Genomic DNA, 16252 nt, shown 5'->3' on the forward strand with positions numbered 1-16252 from the left:
TTACAATTAATTGGTACAACTATCCAACCGGTGTGCCTGTTAAGATCAAAATCACGGGGGCATCTATTATAATCGGAAGTCTAATAGACTCGAAACCTCGCCATAGTATGAGAGGACCTACATGTTATTTATTATTTTGGTGACCGGTGCCATCGTGAATGCCGCATTATGTGCTGCCTCAGGCGCCATTCTACTTATGGGAATTGTGTTCTTCCTGATTGGGCTGCCTGAATTCAAGCAGACCGGAAGAAGCAGAACCTGGGATATCATCAGACAATCCCTCCCTATCTTGTTCACACTGCTAGCCATCATTACGTACATGATTATCACCTACTGGTGTGCGCACACCGGAGGAACCTTGGCATTCTCCCGTTCAGCCCCGGCCAATGTGCAGCTGGGTCAAGCCAAGAAGCTCCTCACATTGGGATTCCTGCACGGCGTTTACAGTCTAATCACATTCAAATGGGTGCTGCCCGGCATCATCGGGAAGCTGGGTCTCGATAGACGGCATATATGGGGGATTGCAGCTGGCGCTATCCTCACTGCCGCAGGCGGCGCCGCCGCTTGGCTGATGCTGGTGCCATGAACAGATTTATGATTAAGCCCGTGATGTAGACGGCAAGGCAGACATATGAATCAAGACAGAAGCAGCTATATTCTATCTAAAAAAAGAGAGGGAGCATCTATGTTGTATTTCAGCGCCTGCCTCGAGCCCGGAATGGGAACCTATTATTTCGAGGTTGATCCAGACGGAATCGCCTTTAGACAAATGGTCATGGAAGAGGATGGGAGCCAAGTCGTCTCCAACCGGAAACACGAGCAGTTTCATTTCATGTTGGCCGAACATCCCATCGATGTCACCGATCCCTACTACGAGCCGATCCCTAAGAGCCTTTTTGAAGAGCTGTGGGCCCGTTCCCTCGAAACCACCTTGGAGGAATGGAACGAAGTTAAGCTGGCCCTGTCCATTGGCATGGAAGTGGAAGGGGCGATAGAAGCCTTTTTTCCACATGGCACGTTGGTAAGTCTGTTTCAAGATCAGGCTGTAGGCTTGGCGGACACCGCTGCCCTGAACCAAGTGACTCCCCGGGAACGGATGTATCCTGGATATAAGCTCACTGCAACCGTGAAGGGCTACGACGAGCTGAATCAGTGGGTGCTCCTGGATCATGCACGTGTGCTTGAGAGCAGACGTCGCTAGTCTTTCTCTATAGACAACATGAAACTACATACAGCAAGAGATGTCTGTAAGTAAACATAACAAACAAATCTATATTCGGAGGTTTACCAATGGACCAAACATGGCTCGATCAATTAACGGAATGGCATGAAGCAGATGAACATCAGCGGATCGTTGACACCGTTCTTGCCGTTCCTGAGGAAGAACGGAATTATGAAGCCATCAGCCGGCTGGCAAGGGCTTATAACAATCTGGGTCTCTATGAGGAAGCTCTTGAACAATTTGCAAAAATAGCTGAAGCCGGGCAGCAGGACCCGCTCTGGCATTACCGGGCAGGCTATGCCCTTTATTATTTGGGCAGGTATGAAGAGGCAGCGAAAGCCTTTGCCACCTCGGACAAGCTCGAACCCGGCGATCCGGATACCCAATGGCTGCTGCAGTCCAGTCTGCGGAAAGCAGAGAAGCAGCGGAAGCACGAGCAGCGAATAGCGACCAGACGGGCAGCTGCGCTCACGAATCAGGGCGCCGGCGAAGACAAGGTTCCTTTCTCAGGCATGTCCCTGAGCGACTTCTGGGAAGACAGCGATTATGCCAGGAAGGAATATGTTAGCGATCCACCGACGGATGAGCTGATCGCCTCAATAGAAGAAGAACTAGGCTATAAACTCCCGGCATCCTATATCGCCTTGATGAAGCAGCAGAACGGCGGAGTTCCGAAGAACACCTGCTTCCCAACCGAAGAAGCGACCTCCTGGGCCGAGGATCATATCGCAATAACAAGCATCATGGGCATTGGCCGGGAGAAAAGCTACTCCCTCTGCGGGGACACCGGCAGCCGGTTTATGATTGAAGATTGGGGCTATCCCGATATTGGAGTCGTCATCTGCGATTGCCCATCGGCTGGCCATGATGTGGTCATGCTGGACTACCGGGCCTGCGGTCCAGACGGAGAACCCGAAGTGATCCATGTGGACCAGGAGAGCGACTATGAGATCACCTTCCTGGCCGACAACTTTGAGGCTTTTATCAGAGGCCTGGTCAACGAGGAAGAATTCGATACCTCCGAAGAGGATAAAGAAGCGGATCTTCACAGGGTAGCGCACGGTAAGTTCTCCCCCTTACTGGAAGAACTGTGCGCCCGGGTCACGGAAGTAAATCAGCTCCCGCAAAAGATCCGCCACATCTGTACCCAGATCGTTGAAGAGAAAGGCCACTTCTCTTTCCATGCCGATCCGCTGTCCTATCTAATGTATGATGTGCAGTTCTGGCTTTATACAAAGTCCTACCCGGATACCGGACGCCAGCAATACCTAGATGTGTATAAGGACATGATTGCCTTTGGCGGTGAATTCGGACAAGGCGGCTATGCACCCGCGTGGATAACCGATTGGCTGGATCAGCGTAAAAGCGAAGGACGCATCGTACAGGATCATGGGCGGCTCCGCTTCACGGATCAGGCCGTGGCCGAGTTGATCCAGCAGTTGGAAAAGGCCTGACTTCGTTCAGGCCAGTGAGGATACCCAATAAGCCAAGCACGCTAAAGAAGCCCGCGTATGACGCGGGCTTTTGAGGTTAAAGAAAACAGACGCGGCCTGGATGGCTCCGTTTTAAACGGCAACGTTTCTTCAAGACGACTGATATAGTCACGAAAGCTGTTACGTATCGACTTTATGTTAAGCCCAGTGTCATCTGAAATGCTGACAAATGTCCGTTAAGACTTTGCTTTTCACGTTCCTTCAGTACCATGACTAGATAATGCATCCCATACACTCATCAGTTGAGTTATGGCAGCTTCAAAGGCCTCGTAAGGAACACCGTCCCGGGCTTGAGTGGAAATTCCTCGAAGAAATGTTTCAAATAACATAACTACCATGGAGATATCCGTGGATTCGGGCAGCTCCCCGTTAACTACGGCTCGTTCTATACATTCTTTTATCCAACCCCGGACTCTCTCTCGTTCCTTGGACAGCAGGCCGCGGATATGCTGCTGCTCGGGCGAACAATTTACAGCGGACAAAACCAACAGACAACCCGAAGGATGGGAGTTCTCCGTCTGCATCCGCGCTGATTGCCGCAATCCCAGTTCCATTGCTGCTTTAGCTGTCAGGTTTGTATCCCTGAAAGCTTCCGAAACATGTCCATAAGTAGATATATATCGATCCACCGCTTCACGGAACAGCGCTTCCTTCGATTCAAACGCCGCGTAAAAACTCGCGGCCGATATATCCCCCATCGCCGCCCGCAGCTGAGCCACTGAGGTGGTTTCAAAGCCATGTTCCCAAAATAGCAGCATGGCGGTAGCAACCGCCTCGTCACGATTAAATGCGCGTGGACGTCCTGTTCGTGCCATAAGATGATCCCCTTTCATTAATTTTATACTAATCGATCCACAATTTGTTGACAAGGAAACGTGGTTAAGCTTAACATATAGAATGATCGATCTAAAATTAAGCTCGACTTCACGGGTCATCTTATGGTTTTTGCTCAGATCTTCTGTAAGGGATGTGTGGACAGATGATAACTTTTAGGGACAAAACGTATCGCTGTACCTCGGAAATTGTACTAGGCTTAGTCAGCGGAAAATGGAAGATATCTATATTAAATCAATTGTCCAAAGGACCGGTACGGTTTAATCAGCTGCAGCGGCTGCTTCCCGACGCGACCCAACGCATGCTTACGATGCAGCTAAGAATGCTCGAAAGTGACGGACTCATTATTCGCAAGGTTTATCCAGTTTCGCCCCCAAAAGTAGAATATGGCTTGTCCGAGCTGGGCGAACAATTGGCTCCCATGCTCACGATGTTATGCGAATTTGGCACCATCTATATCGATAGTTATCCCGATGAAGTATCTTACACCAACCAAAAGCATGCCTAAGGAGCTGCTTCAAATATTAAAACTTTTAGAGGTACCCAGGGCAGGTACCTCTTAGCCTTATATTCCGTGATCACAAGCTTCCTTTCGTATTGACTGCGCAGCTCGTTGTCCTCTTTAGATGTCCTGTGAGTTCCCCGATCTAAACGATAGTGATTGAAGCCAGCACGGCTGCCAAGACAGCCACAATTCCCCCGGACCAGGAAAGATCAACGAGCTCCATGTTCGTCGTGACAAACCCTCCCAAAAACATATATCCCACGGCAATCCCGACATTGATGGATACAGAGGGTTCTCTCCCACTCCTATCTAAATGGACAGTGAATCTCGTTTGGTGTAAAGATTTACAGCACTAAAAATTGCGTTCCGAACCCTTTGCCGGAAACATAAGCGGCCCCCAGCTCCTTATGATCCCCTTTGTCCAATAACACCACATTTTCAGGATACAGTTTGCCGAGCAACGCCCATAATACAAGTTCATTTCTGCCCGTTGAAATAAAATGAATGCCATCGGTATTAGTCACCAACCCGGAATGCGAGAAAATGTCTGCCGCAAGGTGCCAGCTGAGGGATTCCCGCTTCGCAACTGCAGCGTCGGCATTGTCGTTTCCATACGGACGATATAAAAACCGATGTCCCCTAAAAATCTGACCGAGATCTACCGTAATCTCGTTACCTTTCATTTCCAGATTGAACCGCAGGGTCGTTCGGCCGTTGCCTGTATTTGGCAGCAACCGAGCGATGGATGGTTCATCGTAATGCTCCCCGGAAATAGGAAGTCCATACTCGCCCGCCGGTGTGCCCTTCCCAGCTTCATTACGCGGCGCGGCATAATAATCCTCATATTCATAATCAAAGGAGACAGCAGCCAAATCTTGCGTTTCATCTGCCGTTATGGTTTGTACAGGATGCCACTTCAGCAGATAGCGCGCCGACGTTCGGGCCGACTCTCCCAAGCCCGCTGGCAAGACGGTTCCCAGATGATATTGGAAGCCGTAACCGGCTTCAGTCAGACCTGAGCTGACCACACTTTGCGCATATCGGATAATCGATTTATGCGTTAAATTTTTCCCGAGCAATTGTGTTAAAAAGATCTCCCGGGCCGGCTCCAGAAAGCGCAGTCCTTTGAAACCCTTGTGTTCCTTGACTTCAAACGGAACTTCCTCCCAGTTGGCGAACGGAAGCAAGGCATCCCGCAGCAGAACGAATTGGTGCAGATATTCATTATAAATCTGCATGATCTTTGGACCGCCGTAGGGACCCCATACCTGAGCAACGGCTTCCGGGATCAAGGGGTGACCATAACAGTGGCTGCGAAACTCCAGCTTTCCGAGCGTTTCCGGCCCATACTCAGCGAGCGCCTTTTTCCCGGAATTAATTTCCCGGGCCCAGCTTACCAACTGCTCGCCGATGCGCACCGCCTGAGCCGTAATCTCGGAGCCAGCTTTATCCTCAAGAGCTAATGGCCCTAGTGGCAAAGATGACATGCGTCCTGAAATCGCCAAATTGGCTTGAAGGCTGTCCAAGAGCACCGTCGGATCACCGTTCACCGGTTCGCCAAGCTGGATCAGCATGGCCTCGAGCATCTTATCGAGCTCCATAACGACCTCTTTTGCCCGATATACACCAGCAGGCAGATTCCAATCCAAGTCCGTATTCACACCCCGTCTAAGAGAGTCGCCAGAATATTTGCCAACTAGAGACTCGATATCGACAGCCCTCCCCCATACGATTCGCTTATCTTTCAAAGTAAGTTGATATTCCTGCATATCTTCGCACCTCATCTATGATTTTTTTAAAACGACCGTACCATCCAGCGAATTCCGGATCAATCGTTCTGTATATTAGGTTAGCAGGCTCCCTAACGCTTGAATAGTACGCACTTTTTTGTATGATCCGATCATTTTTGTAAGGTAGGATACTTTTTGATACTGGAATTATGGGGAGTCATTGGCGGAAAAAGAAAAGGCCCATGACGTTGAACGCCATGAACCTTTAGATGAATGAAGAATCCTCCATCCAAATAAGTCCGCGAAGAAATAGAAGGAATCCTGCAGCCAAATATCTGACGATTTATCCTGATAGTGAATAGAACTACCATACAGGTTAGGAATTATGCTTCCAATCGTAAAGGGCTAAAATAACGGTTGCTATAAAAGTCAGAAAATAGAATTAACCTATCCCCAAAGCGCAAGCAGCTGCTCAAGTCCCTCCCTGAGCGGCGGCTGGGCTGCCCGGACCGCTCCGGCCAGCTTCTTCGGGTTTCCGAAGATCCGGCAGAGCACCAGTTCTATCTCATGGTCCTTCTTGCCCTTCAGCGCCTGGATCAGCGCCTCCGCAAGCTCCGGACGATCGATAGTGATGTTCTTGACCTGTCTGCCTTCCTCATTGCCGCCAAGTAAGATCGACACAATCACAGGCATATGCTCCGCTTGAACGTCATGTGCCTCAATAAACGCCTCAGCGTAGCCATCCTGTACCATTTGATGCTCAGTATCAACCAATTCCATATAACGGCAGACCAGTGGGAAATAAGATTCACTGTACAAGCCAAGGCCCATAACGGCATAAGTGCCCGGCATGACTGATTTCTCGCTCGGCTCCACGTCTTCATACCACGCGAACTCCTCCATAACGGCATCGGCATATTCGGCAAGCTTAGGGTACAGATCAGGATAGCTCAGTGCATTGGCAAAAAACTGGTGCAGCTTGGACTTCGCCAGCTTCTTTACGGGCAAGAAATGCTTCTGGCTGCTCTTCAGTTTTAATTGATAGCCTTTGGGGAACCCCTGCTGCAGCAAGCCGATGATATAATCCAGCGCCTCACTGTAAGCCTGCTCCTCTTCGGACAGGATGCGTATTTCAATCGTCTTCGTCACATCATTGTTCTTGCCTTCCATCCGCTCCCCACGATAAGCGCTGACGAATTTCCCGCTGCCCGTGTTCAGATAAGCCTGAGCTTGGTCAGAGCCCAATTGAATCGCAAGCTCCAGGTATTTCTGCCGGGTATCCGGGTCGGAGGAGCCGACCTGCAGAGCCGCATACAGAAAGAAATCCAGGTCTCTGGAATCTACAGCAGCAAGATCCGTCCCCTCCTTAATCACCCACTCCTGTCCATAACTTCCGGTCGGTTCAAAATACCGCGGCAGGAAATGCTCCTGCGCCCAGTGTTTAAAAGCTGAAGTATATTGCCGGATCCACTCGTCTCTGCGTTTCGGGAATTTCTGCATTTTGCCCAATAACTGGCGAATCAATGGATCAATCTCCTGCTCCTCCTGCTTCATCAGGTCGGGATTGACCAAAAGGTTGGCGAAGAAGAACAGGTCATGGTCACCCGGCAGCACCGGCAATTCAGACCATATCTTTGACTTTATAAATTGGTCCAGTGCTTTCCGAAGCTCAGTCAGTTTGGATTCATTTACCAATTTGCGGTGAAGTGTGAGCACAGACTGCTCCCGTTCGAATTCAAACACGATGTTAAACCGGTAATCGAAAAATTGGGGGCCGTATTCCTCCGAATGGAACAACTCATCCATACGCCCGCATAGTGCCGGGAAGAACTCTTCCGTGAGCTGTTCATCGGTCAATTCGACGATGTAAGAACCCGCCTCGATCTGATAGGAGCTGTCGCTCCAGGAGAATGGTTCATAAATGTCAATGTGGATTTTCCCCTGTCCCCAATTGAACTTGCCTTTTCTCCAGGCTACCCGCAGATAATCCTTCATTCCGGCTTGGAGTCTGCTCCGGTTCTTGACTTCACCTCTTTGATGTTCCCTGGCGTAAATCGACTTGATTTCATCCCATACCTCATCTAGAAAAGCTTCCACAGCCTGACTCAACAGCAACCCCTCCTAATCAGAAATGTTCATTCGAAAATCACATCCAATTTCACACGAAGTATTTCTTAAGCCGCTGCCCAAACCCACCGTTATAATTAAATTTTCGGGGGGAGCTAGCTTTGTTGGTACACCGTTGCAGTCAGCATATTCTCAATACACAGGAACATATAGAAAATGCCCTCCCCATCGCCGAAGTCGGCCCAGTCAACCTGGGCAATGAAGCGCATATGCTTGGCGCAGCAGGGACATTTCGGGTACTCTGCATCCTGAACCCAGCCCGGGTGGCCCCCAATTTGGGAGTCGTGCTGGGATAGAGCCCACTCTGCGGCATAGTACGGCGAGCGCGGCGCTGGCGACAGAGCCAAAGTCCCCCTCACCTCACCGATCCCCTCGCTGCTGTCCGCTGCCAGGTCAAAGGCCGGCAAATAATCCGGCTTCTGGTTATACCGGCTCCATATCGGTGCGCCAAGGCTATCCAACTCCATATACACGGTGCCGAAGCACCCGCAGCGCACACAGGTCTGAACCCGCAGGCGATCCTGTGGAAGGCTGAGATACGCCAAGGACGGGTGGGAAGTATTTACGTCCATCAGGAGGGTCAGCTTCCCACCACACCATGGACAAGCAGAGGCACTAGGGGTCAGGAACTGATCCCCTGATTCTGCTCCCGCTCCCTCAGCATTAGTGTCCTTCAGCTCTTTCGTGATTTCTATCGCATAGTTCAGGTTGTGAACCAAATCGCGCCGCTCTCCGTCCGGGGTAAGTTCCCAACCTCCGTATAGAGCGTAACTCTCAGGAGCAGCATACAGCTGCTTCGTCCACTCCGGCGGACTTCTCCGCCATTTCCGAAACGCCTCGACCACCCGCGGGTCCCCGATCCAACCTAGGATCAGCAGGATATCATTGCGGTTCTCTTCATCCCAATCCACTTGTCTAAGCAGGCGGTCCCGCATTCCCGAAGGTGCGTCCTTGTACAATATAACGGGATAATATATCCCATGTTCCATAAGGTCCGGCAGGACCCCAGCAATGTTATCATTCCGGTAGCAAACCAGCGATAACAATATATTCTCGGCGGTGTCCTTGTCCCCTTCAGCCAAATGCTCCACGGCATACTCCTGCATTTTCACCGCCTGTTCGGCTGTTAGACCCACATACAGGTGCTCCTTGCTTAGCGGGTATGGAACATATTGAACCAGCGGGTCATACGGTGCCTTGACATGCATGATTTTCAAGATTTCCACCGGATCGGTGAGGCCCTCATATAAGTTCACCGTTCTGCGATGCTGTTCAATATAAGCCTGTCTCTTCTGACGCTCCTGCTCCTGATGGCAGGGCATGCAGTAGCCGCCTGTTTTGGCGGCGGTGGCGGGCAGGATGGTTGACTTGCAGCCTGCCGTTTCGCAAGGAATCCGTTCTGTCATCGTCGTGCCACCTCCGTTATTTCTACTTCCTCCGATAAGGCTCCAGGCTGGCTCTGAGCATGCCTCTCACCTGGAACAAGGATGCTGGCACCGCCCGCTCCACTTCGTCCATTGAAGCAAAATCAAACTCTTGCAGCCTCCGGCTTATATTAGAGCGGATATAATCATCATCCGTCTTGTGCTGCCGCAGCAGCCGCTCATACACCTCAAGCAGTGCGGGTTCCGGCACATTCGATAAAGCCTGTATGGCGATACGCTTCACCCCGATATCCGGGTCTTCCAGAGCCTTGGTGAAATAGGGAAGAGCATCCGCTTTGTTTGTTGATTTTCCAGCCTGATAGATGGCCTGTATACGAAACCCCGCAAGAGGATGGTTGAACAACGGCAGCATAAGCTGAAGCAGATCCACTCCGGCATCATCCAATATATAAGTCATAAAGCGGAATGCTTCTATGTTCGTTTCGAGCGGAAGCAAGGGAACGATCTCCTCAGCAAAACGCTGATCCCCCTGCGGCATGTACCATTTAATGAGCTGAAGGGCCAACAGACGGGCATCGTTGTCTTGTCCGTTCAGATTCTGCCGAAGCAGCGGATCGGCCTGATCGAATCGCATCTTGGCCAGAACCTGCAGCGCCCACTGACTTACTTCGCCAGATTCTTCCCGGCACTGTTCTTCCAAAAATGCGGCCGTCTCATCGGTAATCTCCGGCAGTTTGAGCATGCCCTGCAGCGCCTCGATCCTAACATGTTCATCCGCCGTGGATGAATACAGGCTCCCTAATTCCCGTTCGTTGCCTCCCCGGCGTAAGCCGAACCAGGAGCTGTCATAGCTGGCAATCGTCTCATCGAGCCACCGCTCATACCAATCCAGGAAGTTCTGTTCATAGGTAAAAAAGGACCTGTAGCTATCCACATCCAAATAAACCACCTTCCCCCGGTGTTCCCCCGTAACAACCAGCATTGTCTCGTAGGTGCAGCCCTGCTCACCGATATTTAGCAAGCCTTGGAACATGCGGGCTTCGTATTGATCATATTCCTCGTCACTCAAGGAGTCGAGATTGGTCTCGTGAAGCTCTGAGTGGCCTCCAGCCCCGCTCGGTCCCACCTTGGGGTGCAGGTGAGAAGGCTGTGCAATCCCGTCAAGCTCCATAGATTGCTTCTTACCGAGCGGATGGATACCATAATAAGGCCCGGCTCCACCGTTTCCAATCCCGGTTAGAAAAGCCGCATAATCTTCAGGCAGAGTAACTCCATGTGTCTGCTCGAACTGCCGCAGCTCAGCTGGCTGAAGCGGTTCCTTCATCTTATAGCGGTGTGATCTTGCCCCGAATACTTGATAATCCGGGTCGGCCTCAGCCGCCAGCTCGAGCTTCCGGCGAATCCGGTTTAGCTGTTCCTCATACATACATTCTTTTCCCCCTGCTCACGTTCCCGCATTTAGCGTCCAAATATTTTTATGTATATAAAATGAACTTATGAAAGTTACCCTTTTAGGCGCTGCGATGCCGAGTGTTCTTACGACCACTGTTGTCCCCGAAATCCTTGAAATAGATCAAAGTAGGGGCATTTCGGAGACAAAGGCGGACGCTCCGCTTCTTCAGAATCACTCGTCCTCTCCGCTTTTGTCCCTCCATGCACACTTGCGAACCGATTAGAAGCGCACGCTTGAAGATCGGTTAGACAAGTGCACAGAAGGCGATTTGCTACGAAGCATAATTTACGATCACTGCTTCCCGCGTGTTCTCATCATAAGCGATCCACAACTCATCGCCAGTCTCCACCCCGTATACCGGTTCAATCGTCTGGCTGATGTGGTAAGTCGTTCCGTCTCGTTCCACCGTGATCTCAGCCAGCGGCCGTTCGCCAATTGTTCCAGTGAATCGTACCGAAGTCACTTTTGCGGCCCCCTGCTTGCCTTTATGCAGACGGGCTTCCTTCGCATAGTCATCTCGTCTCATCACGACTGGAATGACCACACCGGCTTGCACAGGAATACCTTTCGGCACGAAGAGGCTGTTGACCTTGCGGATTCGCTGCGGCCCTTCGGTCAACATGATCTCTAGAATCATAAGCTGCCGTCCTGCAATCGAGACCGGGTATTCCTCTACCCTGAGCACTTCTCCCTGCATCGAGATCTGCTCCGAGCCTGCCAAGCCGTCACCGTTCCCATAGCTGTGAATTCTCGCCGTCCCTTGAATCAACGCAAGGTTAGCCCGCTCTCCTACACGGTATTCAAATCCGGGAGGCTGCACGACCGGTACCATATAGTCCCGGCCGTTCGCTGTGAAATGAAGCTGGAGCACTTGACTGCGTTTCACCTTGCCGCAAGGTTCGATACGCCGCAGCTCAGCATTTCTGATCACTTCCAGCTTCTGTGGTCCCGGGATATCCTCCTGCGTGACGAATACAGCTCTGTTCTTGCTCTTGTTGTAGCTGATCATCACCGGGTCCCCAACCTTGATGTCACTCAAGAAGGAGATCACCTTCTTGATCTCAACCTCTTTCATCTGTCCGTCGTCCTCGAACCGGACGGTAAACCTTACCTGAGGCTGGTTGTTCACTTGGAGGCCGGTCTCCTCCATCCGGACGATCGTCCCTGGAAGCTGTTGCCCTTCCGCGATTTTCCGTGCTCTTGCTTTCATTAACAGACGCGGAATCGTACCTAGTCCGACGAACATAAACAGCGGGATGACCAGCCATACTACCCAGTTGATGATCAGTGCGCCGCCCTGCTTCACATAGTTCCAGAAGCTCCTCCAGGAAATTCGGTCTCCGCCTTCCCCAGCCATCCAAAGTCCGACCTGCTTGTTCGTCACGATCTTGATGTCATGGTTTTTCATTTGGTACGAACCGGCCCCTTGATCTTCATTCACGAAGTAAAGGTTCTCCTTATCCAGTTCTTTATGAAAAGTCATGTTGTCATTCTTCAGAGCCTCATACGAAAGCTTGCTGAGGAACCCGGTGACATCTGTAAATTTACCAGTCTTCTGATTGAACACATAACCAAGGACAGTGCCTTTCAATTCATCTTCCGCTGTCGATCCGGCAATCAGCACCTCCTGGTCGTTCAGCAGGAAAACCCGGGATTGGTATACCGGCTTAGGCGTAGGCACCGCAGCTCCCCATCTCTTCTCATTGGCGTTGTAGAACCTGGCCTTTCCAGGGTAATCGCCATCCGTTCGAATCAGCTTGGCATTGTCAAAGCCAAAATGCTTGGCAAATTGGGCTGCGGCCCGATCCTCCGCATCAAAGGTGTTCTCATCCTTATTCTTTATCAGCACGGCAGGCTTGTTGTTCTTATCCAGAATTCCGCTGACAAAAGCAGCTCTATCATCTTTCAGGCTCACCTCAAAAATCGGGAGCGCCTTATCGTTCGTAAAGCTGCCGTGTACATCCGTCACCCGGACAGGTCTCGCCGGAAGCAGGCCCGGCGAAGTTAGAAGAAGCTTTCCAACCTCCCCTCCTTTCACTTGGGCCATGTACAGAGCCGAGCCGATGGTCTCACCGGTAATAATCAATCTTCCACGCCATGAATACACACCCGAGCTCATCGAAGACGGAATATGAAGCGTACCCTGGGCTAGCTCATCCATCTCACCCGACGGGCGGAAATAATTGAGCTGAAGCCCCAAGCTGTTGTCATAGGTTGGTACGATGACACCTCCCTGCTGATAAGATACAGCACCAAGCTCCCCGTAAAAACTGGAGCGTATTGTGGTCTCTTTTAACAATGTCCCGGTGCTTGCGTCGAACAGATGCGCCCTATAATAGGCTCCATCTTTCTGATCGGAAATCCCTACCACCTTTCTCCCCTCATCCAGGAAATAGATCCCTTTCATGGACGCCAGGTGGTCATTGATATTCGCCATGTAGCGGCTGTAATCATTCCATACAAACCAGCTAAGCAGGATAGCCGGAACAAAGAACACCAGGTTTATGAGTGATATCGCACGTGTTTTCATCTGTCTTCTCCCCTTCCATACCTGCAGAGTCTGCCTTCCCAGCTTTAGCTCAGATCATGCCGCCTGCACACATCATCATAAATAGTCCCCAAAATAGAACTCCACTTGTTCCCTGGACAGTCCATCCCCACCCCGCCAGGTGGCCATTGACATAAAATCTGTTCCCCGCCCGCGCTCTTTGCGGTAATCGTCCTGAGATTGCAGAAGTCCGGCATATCCCCAAATTTCCATCACGAAATCCCGCTCATATTGGTTGGAGGCGAACACATCCTTCCATCGTTTCTCGAGCTGCCTAGCTGCGTCTTTATCGCCGCAGGCTTCTACGGCCTCAAGCATCCTCTTCAAGATCTCCGTGTCCTCCCGGCTTATCTCGAAATCCTCTTCCCTGGCGAGAAACTCAAGATCCATCAAGCAATAAATCAGCCAATTTAAGCGCACGCCTCCCCATTTCACCCGTTCAAAATTAAGCACGTTTAAGTTTTCATCGATATATTGTTCTTTGGCCATAAGTTGTCTGTCGGTGCAATCGCCACAAACCGTGTAACTCAGCCCAGCGACCGGCTGCTGTGCATAACTATGTATGGGTAAATTATGCGTCAGCGCGTAGCTGGACAAGGCACTCCGCCAATAGACCTTACGTGTTGACAGGCTGTGCAGGAATGCGCGCACCACCTTATCTTTTGTGATACTCCGCTCGTGCAGCTCGCTCAGCCTCCGAACGCATTCATCATGCGATATCGTCACCGGATCGAACATGACTCCCTTGCTTTTGGCATATTGGAAATCCTCGTCCGAGCAAATGTAGCCTCCCTCCCGCCAGCGGCCGGAGCTCCAATGGGTGTTCATCAATATTTTCTTAGCCTTTGGGTCCATCATCATCTGCCTCCTACTCATTTCTGATCATTAATCTACTAAAAAACCTGAGATCAACCCTAAATCCTCAAATCTCGCAAAAATCGCATACCTTATGTACCAAATCATAATTAATTCGTTGCTCTCCTTGCCGATGAAGGCATCCGAAATCAGCTTCGTTCACGCAACTCTATGTATGGGAAATCTATATAACTAGAAAACTATCAAATTTGAATTTCTAAAATCACAAGATTGTTGGCCGAACTTTGTCGAAAACCGCAAACGAATTACATGATAACCCTCTCCTTAACTTTATGTTCTCTTCTTTCACCTACATGCCTTTCCGCTAAATGCGCTTAAGCTAACCCGTTAGGCTCGATCGGCTTGCTAAGCCAGTGCTCATCGGTCTGCACATGGTTCTTCCGGACAAACTTGGCAACCGAGCGTTTGAAATCCTCATAAGGAAATTCGGAGGCCAGCCGTACCACATACCCCTCTTGCTCACCACCGCACTTAGACTGCTTCGTATAACATGTCTTAGCGGCTTCCCCGCTCCATATCCCGCGGTACAGAACAGGAACATGCGGAATCCCCAGCTTCTCCGCCCACGCCGTGGTCTCATCCCAGGAGAGGCAAATATTTCGGTCATCCCATACCGAGAATAGCATGAAATAACCAGGCAGAGACGTGTAATGCAGGGAGTGCTTGGCATACACATTTTCCCCACACAGCCGATACCCTTCCGGAATCAAATAACGAATCCCTCCATGCAGCGTCTTCACATAATGACGGGAAGAGTGGTCCTTGCTGTCGAGCGACCTCGCGTGAATGAAGTCTTGATACATCGTTGTATTTTCTCCGTCCATTTTCTCGGTAATGACAACCTCTTTCCCGGCAAAATGGTCCGTATCCCGAAGTATCCGGTCATCGTCCGTATAACTTCTGGACCAAGGCAGATGCATCGTCTTTGGATATTTAACTTTCATAACTTAAATCACCTCTATTTGGCGTACGTGTCCGCTTCCGCGAAGAAATACAGCTCTGCCAGCAGTTGATCGCCGAGCAAATGATAGATCTTGGATGCTCCGGCGTCTCCTCCATGCAGGATCTCCATGTGGAAGCTCACCATGTTCACCACATGTAAAATAAAGTCGTCGCCGTACCCCAGCTCCTTCAGCATGTGGCAGGCTATTCCGGCGGAAACATGCTCATGTCCGAAATATGAATAATACCCCCGATTTGGCTTCCAGACCTTGCAGAATGGCTTGCCGGCATCATGAAACAGGGCCGCCAGCTGCATCTCAAGCAGATGCTCTCCTTCATAAAGGACATTGATATAATCTAATACGGCATGTGTATGCTCAGACAAGGTTCTGGAATGATACGGATTCTCCTGGTCGTAGCCCAGCATCACATTGAAATAGGGAGACCTCTTCAGATAACCAAATAGCTGATCATGACCCGGCCTCTGTGCAAGAAGCTGCTCAAGTTCAGCCCGCTCCATTCCAGTGTCCGCTGGCGTATGCACGATATGGAGGCTGTCAAAGCCTTCAGCAAGCACCGGAAACTCGAAGTTCTTGGTGTACTTCTCCAGCACCTTGTCTTCAATCTTCCGTTTTCTTGCCTGTACCCGCTCTCTAGCAATTTCATAGGGAGTTATACAGGCATGGCATTCCACGGACACATCCCTAAACCGCTTCAGAAATTGAACCCGCCGGTCCCGCGCAACGTTCGTGGCGTCAAAGACCACGTTTCTTCCGGAAGCCAATGCCCGCTCAATCTCAGCAAAAGCTTCCTCAAAGATCCGGTACGTGTTCTTCTGCCGGGTTTCACTACCGAACAGCTTCTCCCGTATGGCATCCGTCGCAACGAGAACAGCTCGCTCACGTTTACAGATTTCCTTCGCATAATGGCTCTTGCCGCTGCCCGGGATACCGGCCAGCATATGAATGGCACTCATCTTCATCACCTCCTTTCAGGTTCTACAGATAAAATAACGATATAATATGAACTTACGAAGGTTACACTTCTCGGGCGCTGCAATGCCGAGTGTTCTTACGACCCCTGTTACAGAATCACTCGTCCTCTCCGCTAGGGTCGGTAAATTCTAAAGTTCATTTT

General features: G+C 50.7%; 13 protein-coding genes. 4 read left to right on the forward strand and 9 right to left on the reverse strand.

Features of this window, described 5'->3' with window-relative positions; all coding sequences use genetic code 11:
* Positions 1 to 121: 121 nt before the first annotated feature.
* The 3 genes from KJS63_RS23000 to KJS63_RS23010 all read left to right on the forward strand — a co-directional run bounded on the left by KJS63_RS23000 (position 122) and on the right by KJS63_RS23010 (position 2676).
* Complete coding sequence (locus tag KJS63_RS23000; RefSeq protein WP_213621249.1) at positions 122 to 586, forward strand: hypothetical protein; 465 nt, start codon at positions 122 to 124, stop codon at positions 584 to 586.
* A gap of 99 nt (positions 587 to 685) precedes the next feature.
* A complete protein-coding gene (locus KJS63_RS23005) occupies positions 686 to 1201 on the forward strand; it encodes a hypothetical protein (protein ID WP_213621250.1) in 516 nt (171 codons plus the stop codon).
* A gap of 89 nt (positions 1202 to 1290) precedes the next feature.
* Positions 1291 to 2676 (forward strand): SMI1/KNR4 family protein, encoded by a 1386-nt coding sequence (locus KJS63_RS23010; protein ID WP_213621251.1) that lies wholly within the window; start codon positions 1291 to 1293, stop codon positions 2674 to 2676.
* Positions 2677 to 2906: 230 nt separating this feature from the next.
* Here KJS63_RS23010 and KJS63_RS23015 read toward each other — a convergent pair whose 3' ends face one another.
* The gene (locus tag KJS63_RS23015; RefSeq protein WP_213621252.1) at positions 2907 to 3530 is read right to left on the reverse strand and encodes a TetR/AcrR family transcriptional regulator; all 624 of its coding nucleotides are present in this window, start codon (positions 3528 to 3530) and stop codon (positions 2907 to 2909) included.
* 164 nt (positions 3531 to 3694) lie between these two features.
* Here KJS63_RS23015 and KJS63_RS23020 point away from each other — a divergent pair, with 164 nt between their 5' ends.
* Positions 3695 to 4057, forward strand: coding sequence for a winged helix-turn-helix transcriptional regulator (locus tag KJS63_RS23020; RefSeq protein WP_213621253.1), 363 nt, complete (start codon positions 3695 to 3697; stop codon positions 4055 to 4057).
* 341 nt (positions 4058 to 4398) lie between these two features.
* Here KJS63_RS23020 and KJS63_RS23025 read toward each other — a convergent pair whose 3' ends face one another.
* The 8 genes from KJS63_RS23025 to KJS63_RS23060 form a co-directional block, all read right to left on the reverse strand.
* Entirely contained in the window at positions 4399 to 5823 is a 1425-nt protein-coding gene (locus KJS63_RS23025) for a hypothetical protein (protein WP_213621254.1), read from the reverse strand.
* Between the two features lie 408 nt (positions 5824 to 6231).
* Complete coding sequence (locus KJS63_RS23030) at positions 6232 to 7893, reverse strand: DUF6138 family protein (protein WP_213621255.1); 1662 nt, start codon at positions 7891 to 7893, stop codon at positions 6232 to 6234.
* Positions 7894 to 8006: 113 nt separating this feature from the next.
* The gene (locus KJS63_RS23035) at positions 8007 to 9317 is read right to left on the reverse strand and encodes a DUF1963 domain-containing protein (RefSeq protein ID WP_213621256.1); all 1311 of its coding nucleotides are present in this window, start codon (positions 9315 to 9317) and stop codon (positions 8007 to 8009) included.
* Positions 9318 to 9339: 22 nt separating this feature from the next.
* Positions 9340 to 10722 (reverse strand): HEAT repeat domain-containing protein, encoded by a 1383-nt coding sequence (locus KJS63_RS23040; protein ID WP_213621257.1) that lies wholly within the window; start codon positions 10720 to 10722, stop codon positions 9340 to 9342.
* A gap of 298 nt (positions 10723 to 11020) precedes the next feature.
* The gene (locus KJS63_RS23045) at positions 11021 to 13279 is read right to left on the reverse strand and encodes a hypothetical protein (RefSeq protein WP_213621258.1); all 2259 of its coding nucleotides are present in this window, start codon (positions 13277 to 13279) and stop codon (positions 11021 to 11023) included.
* 75 nt (positions 13280 to 13354) lie between these two features.
* Entirely contained in the window at positions 13355 to 14152 is a 798-nt protein-coding gene (locus KJS63_RS23050) for a hypothetical protein (RefSeq protein ID WP_213621300.1), read from the reverse strand.
* 335 nt (positions 14153 to 14487) lie between these two features.
* Positions 14488 to 15117 carry an RNA ligase family protein gene (locus KJS63_RS23055; protein ID WP_213621259.1) on the reverse strand — a complete coding sequence of 210 codons (630 nt, stop codon included), beginning with the start codon at positions 15115 to 15117 and terminating at the stop codon, positions 14488 to 14490.
* Between the two features lie 14 nt (positions 15118 to 15131).
* Entirely contained in the window at positions 15132 to 16091 is a 960-nt protein-coding gene (locus tag KJS63_RS23060; RefSeq protein ID WP_213621260.1) for an AAA family ATPase, read from the reverse strand.
* Between the last annotated feature and the right edge of the window lie 161 nt (positions 16092 to 16252).

Origin of the sequence: Paenibacillus sp. J22TS3, assembly GCF_018403205.1 — a bacterium.
GTDB lineage: Bacteria > Bacillota > Bacilli > Paenibacillales > Paenibacillaceae > Fontibacillus > Fontibacillus tuaregi.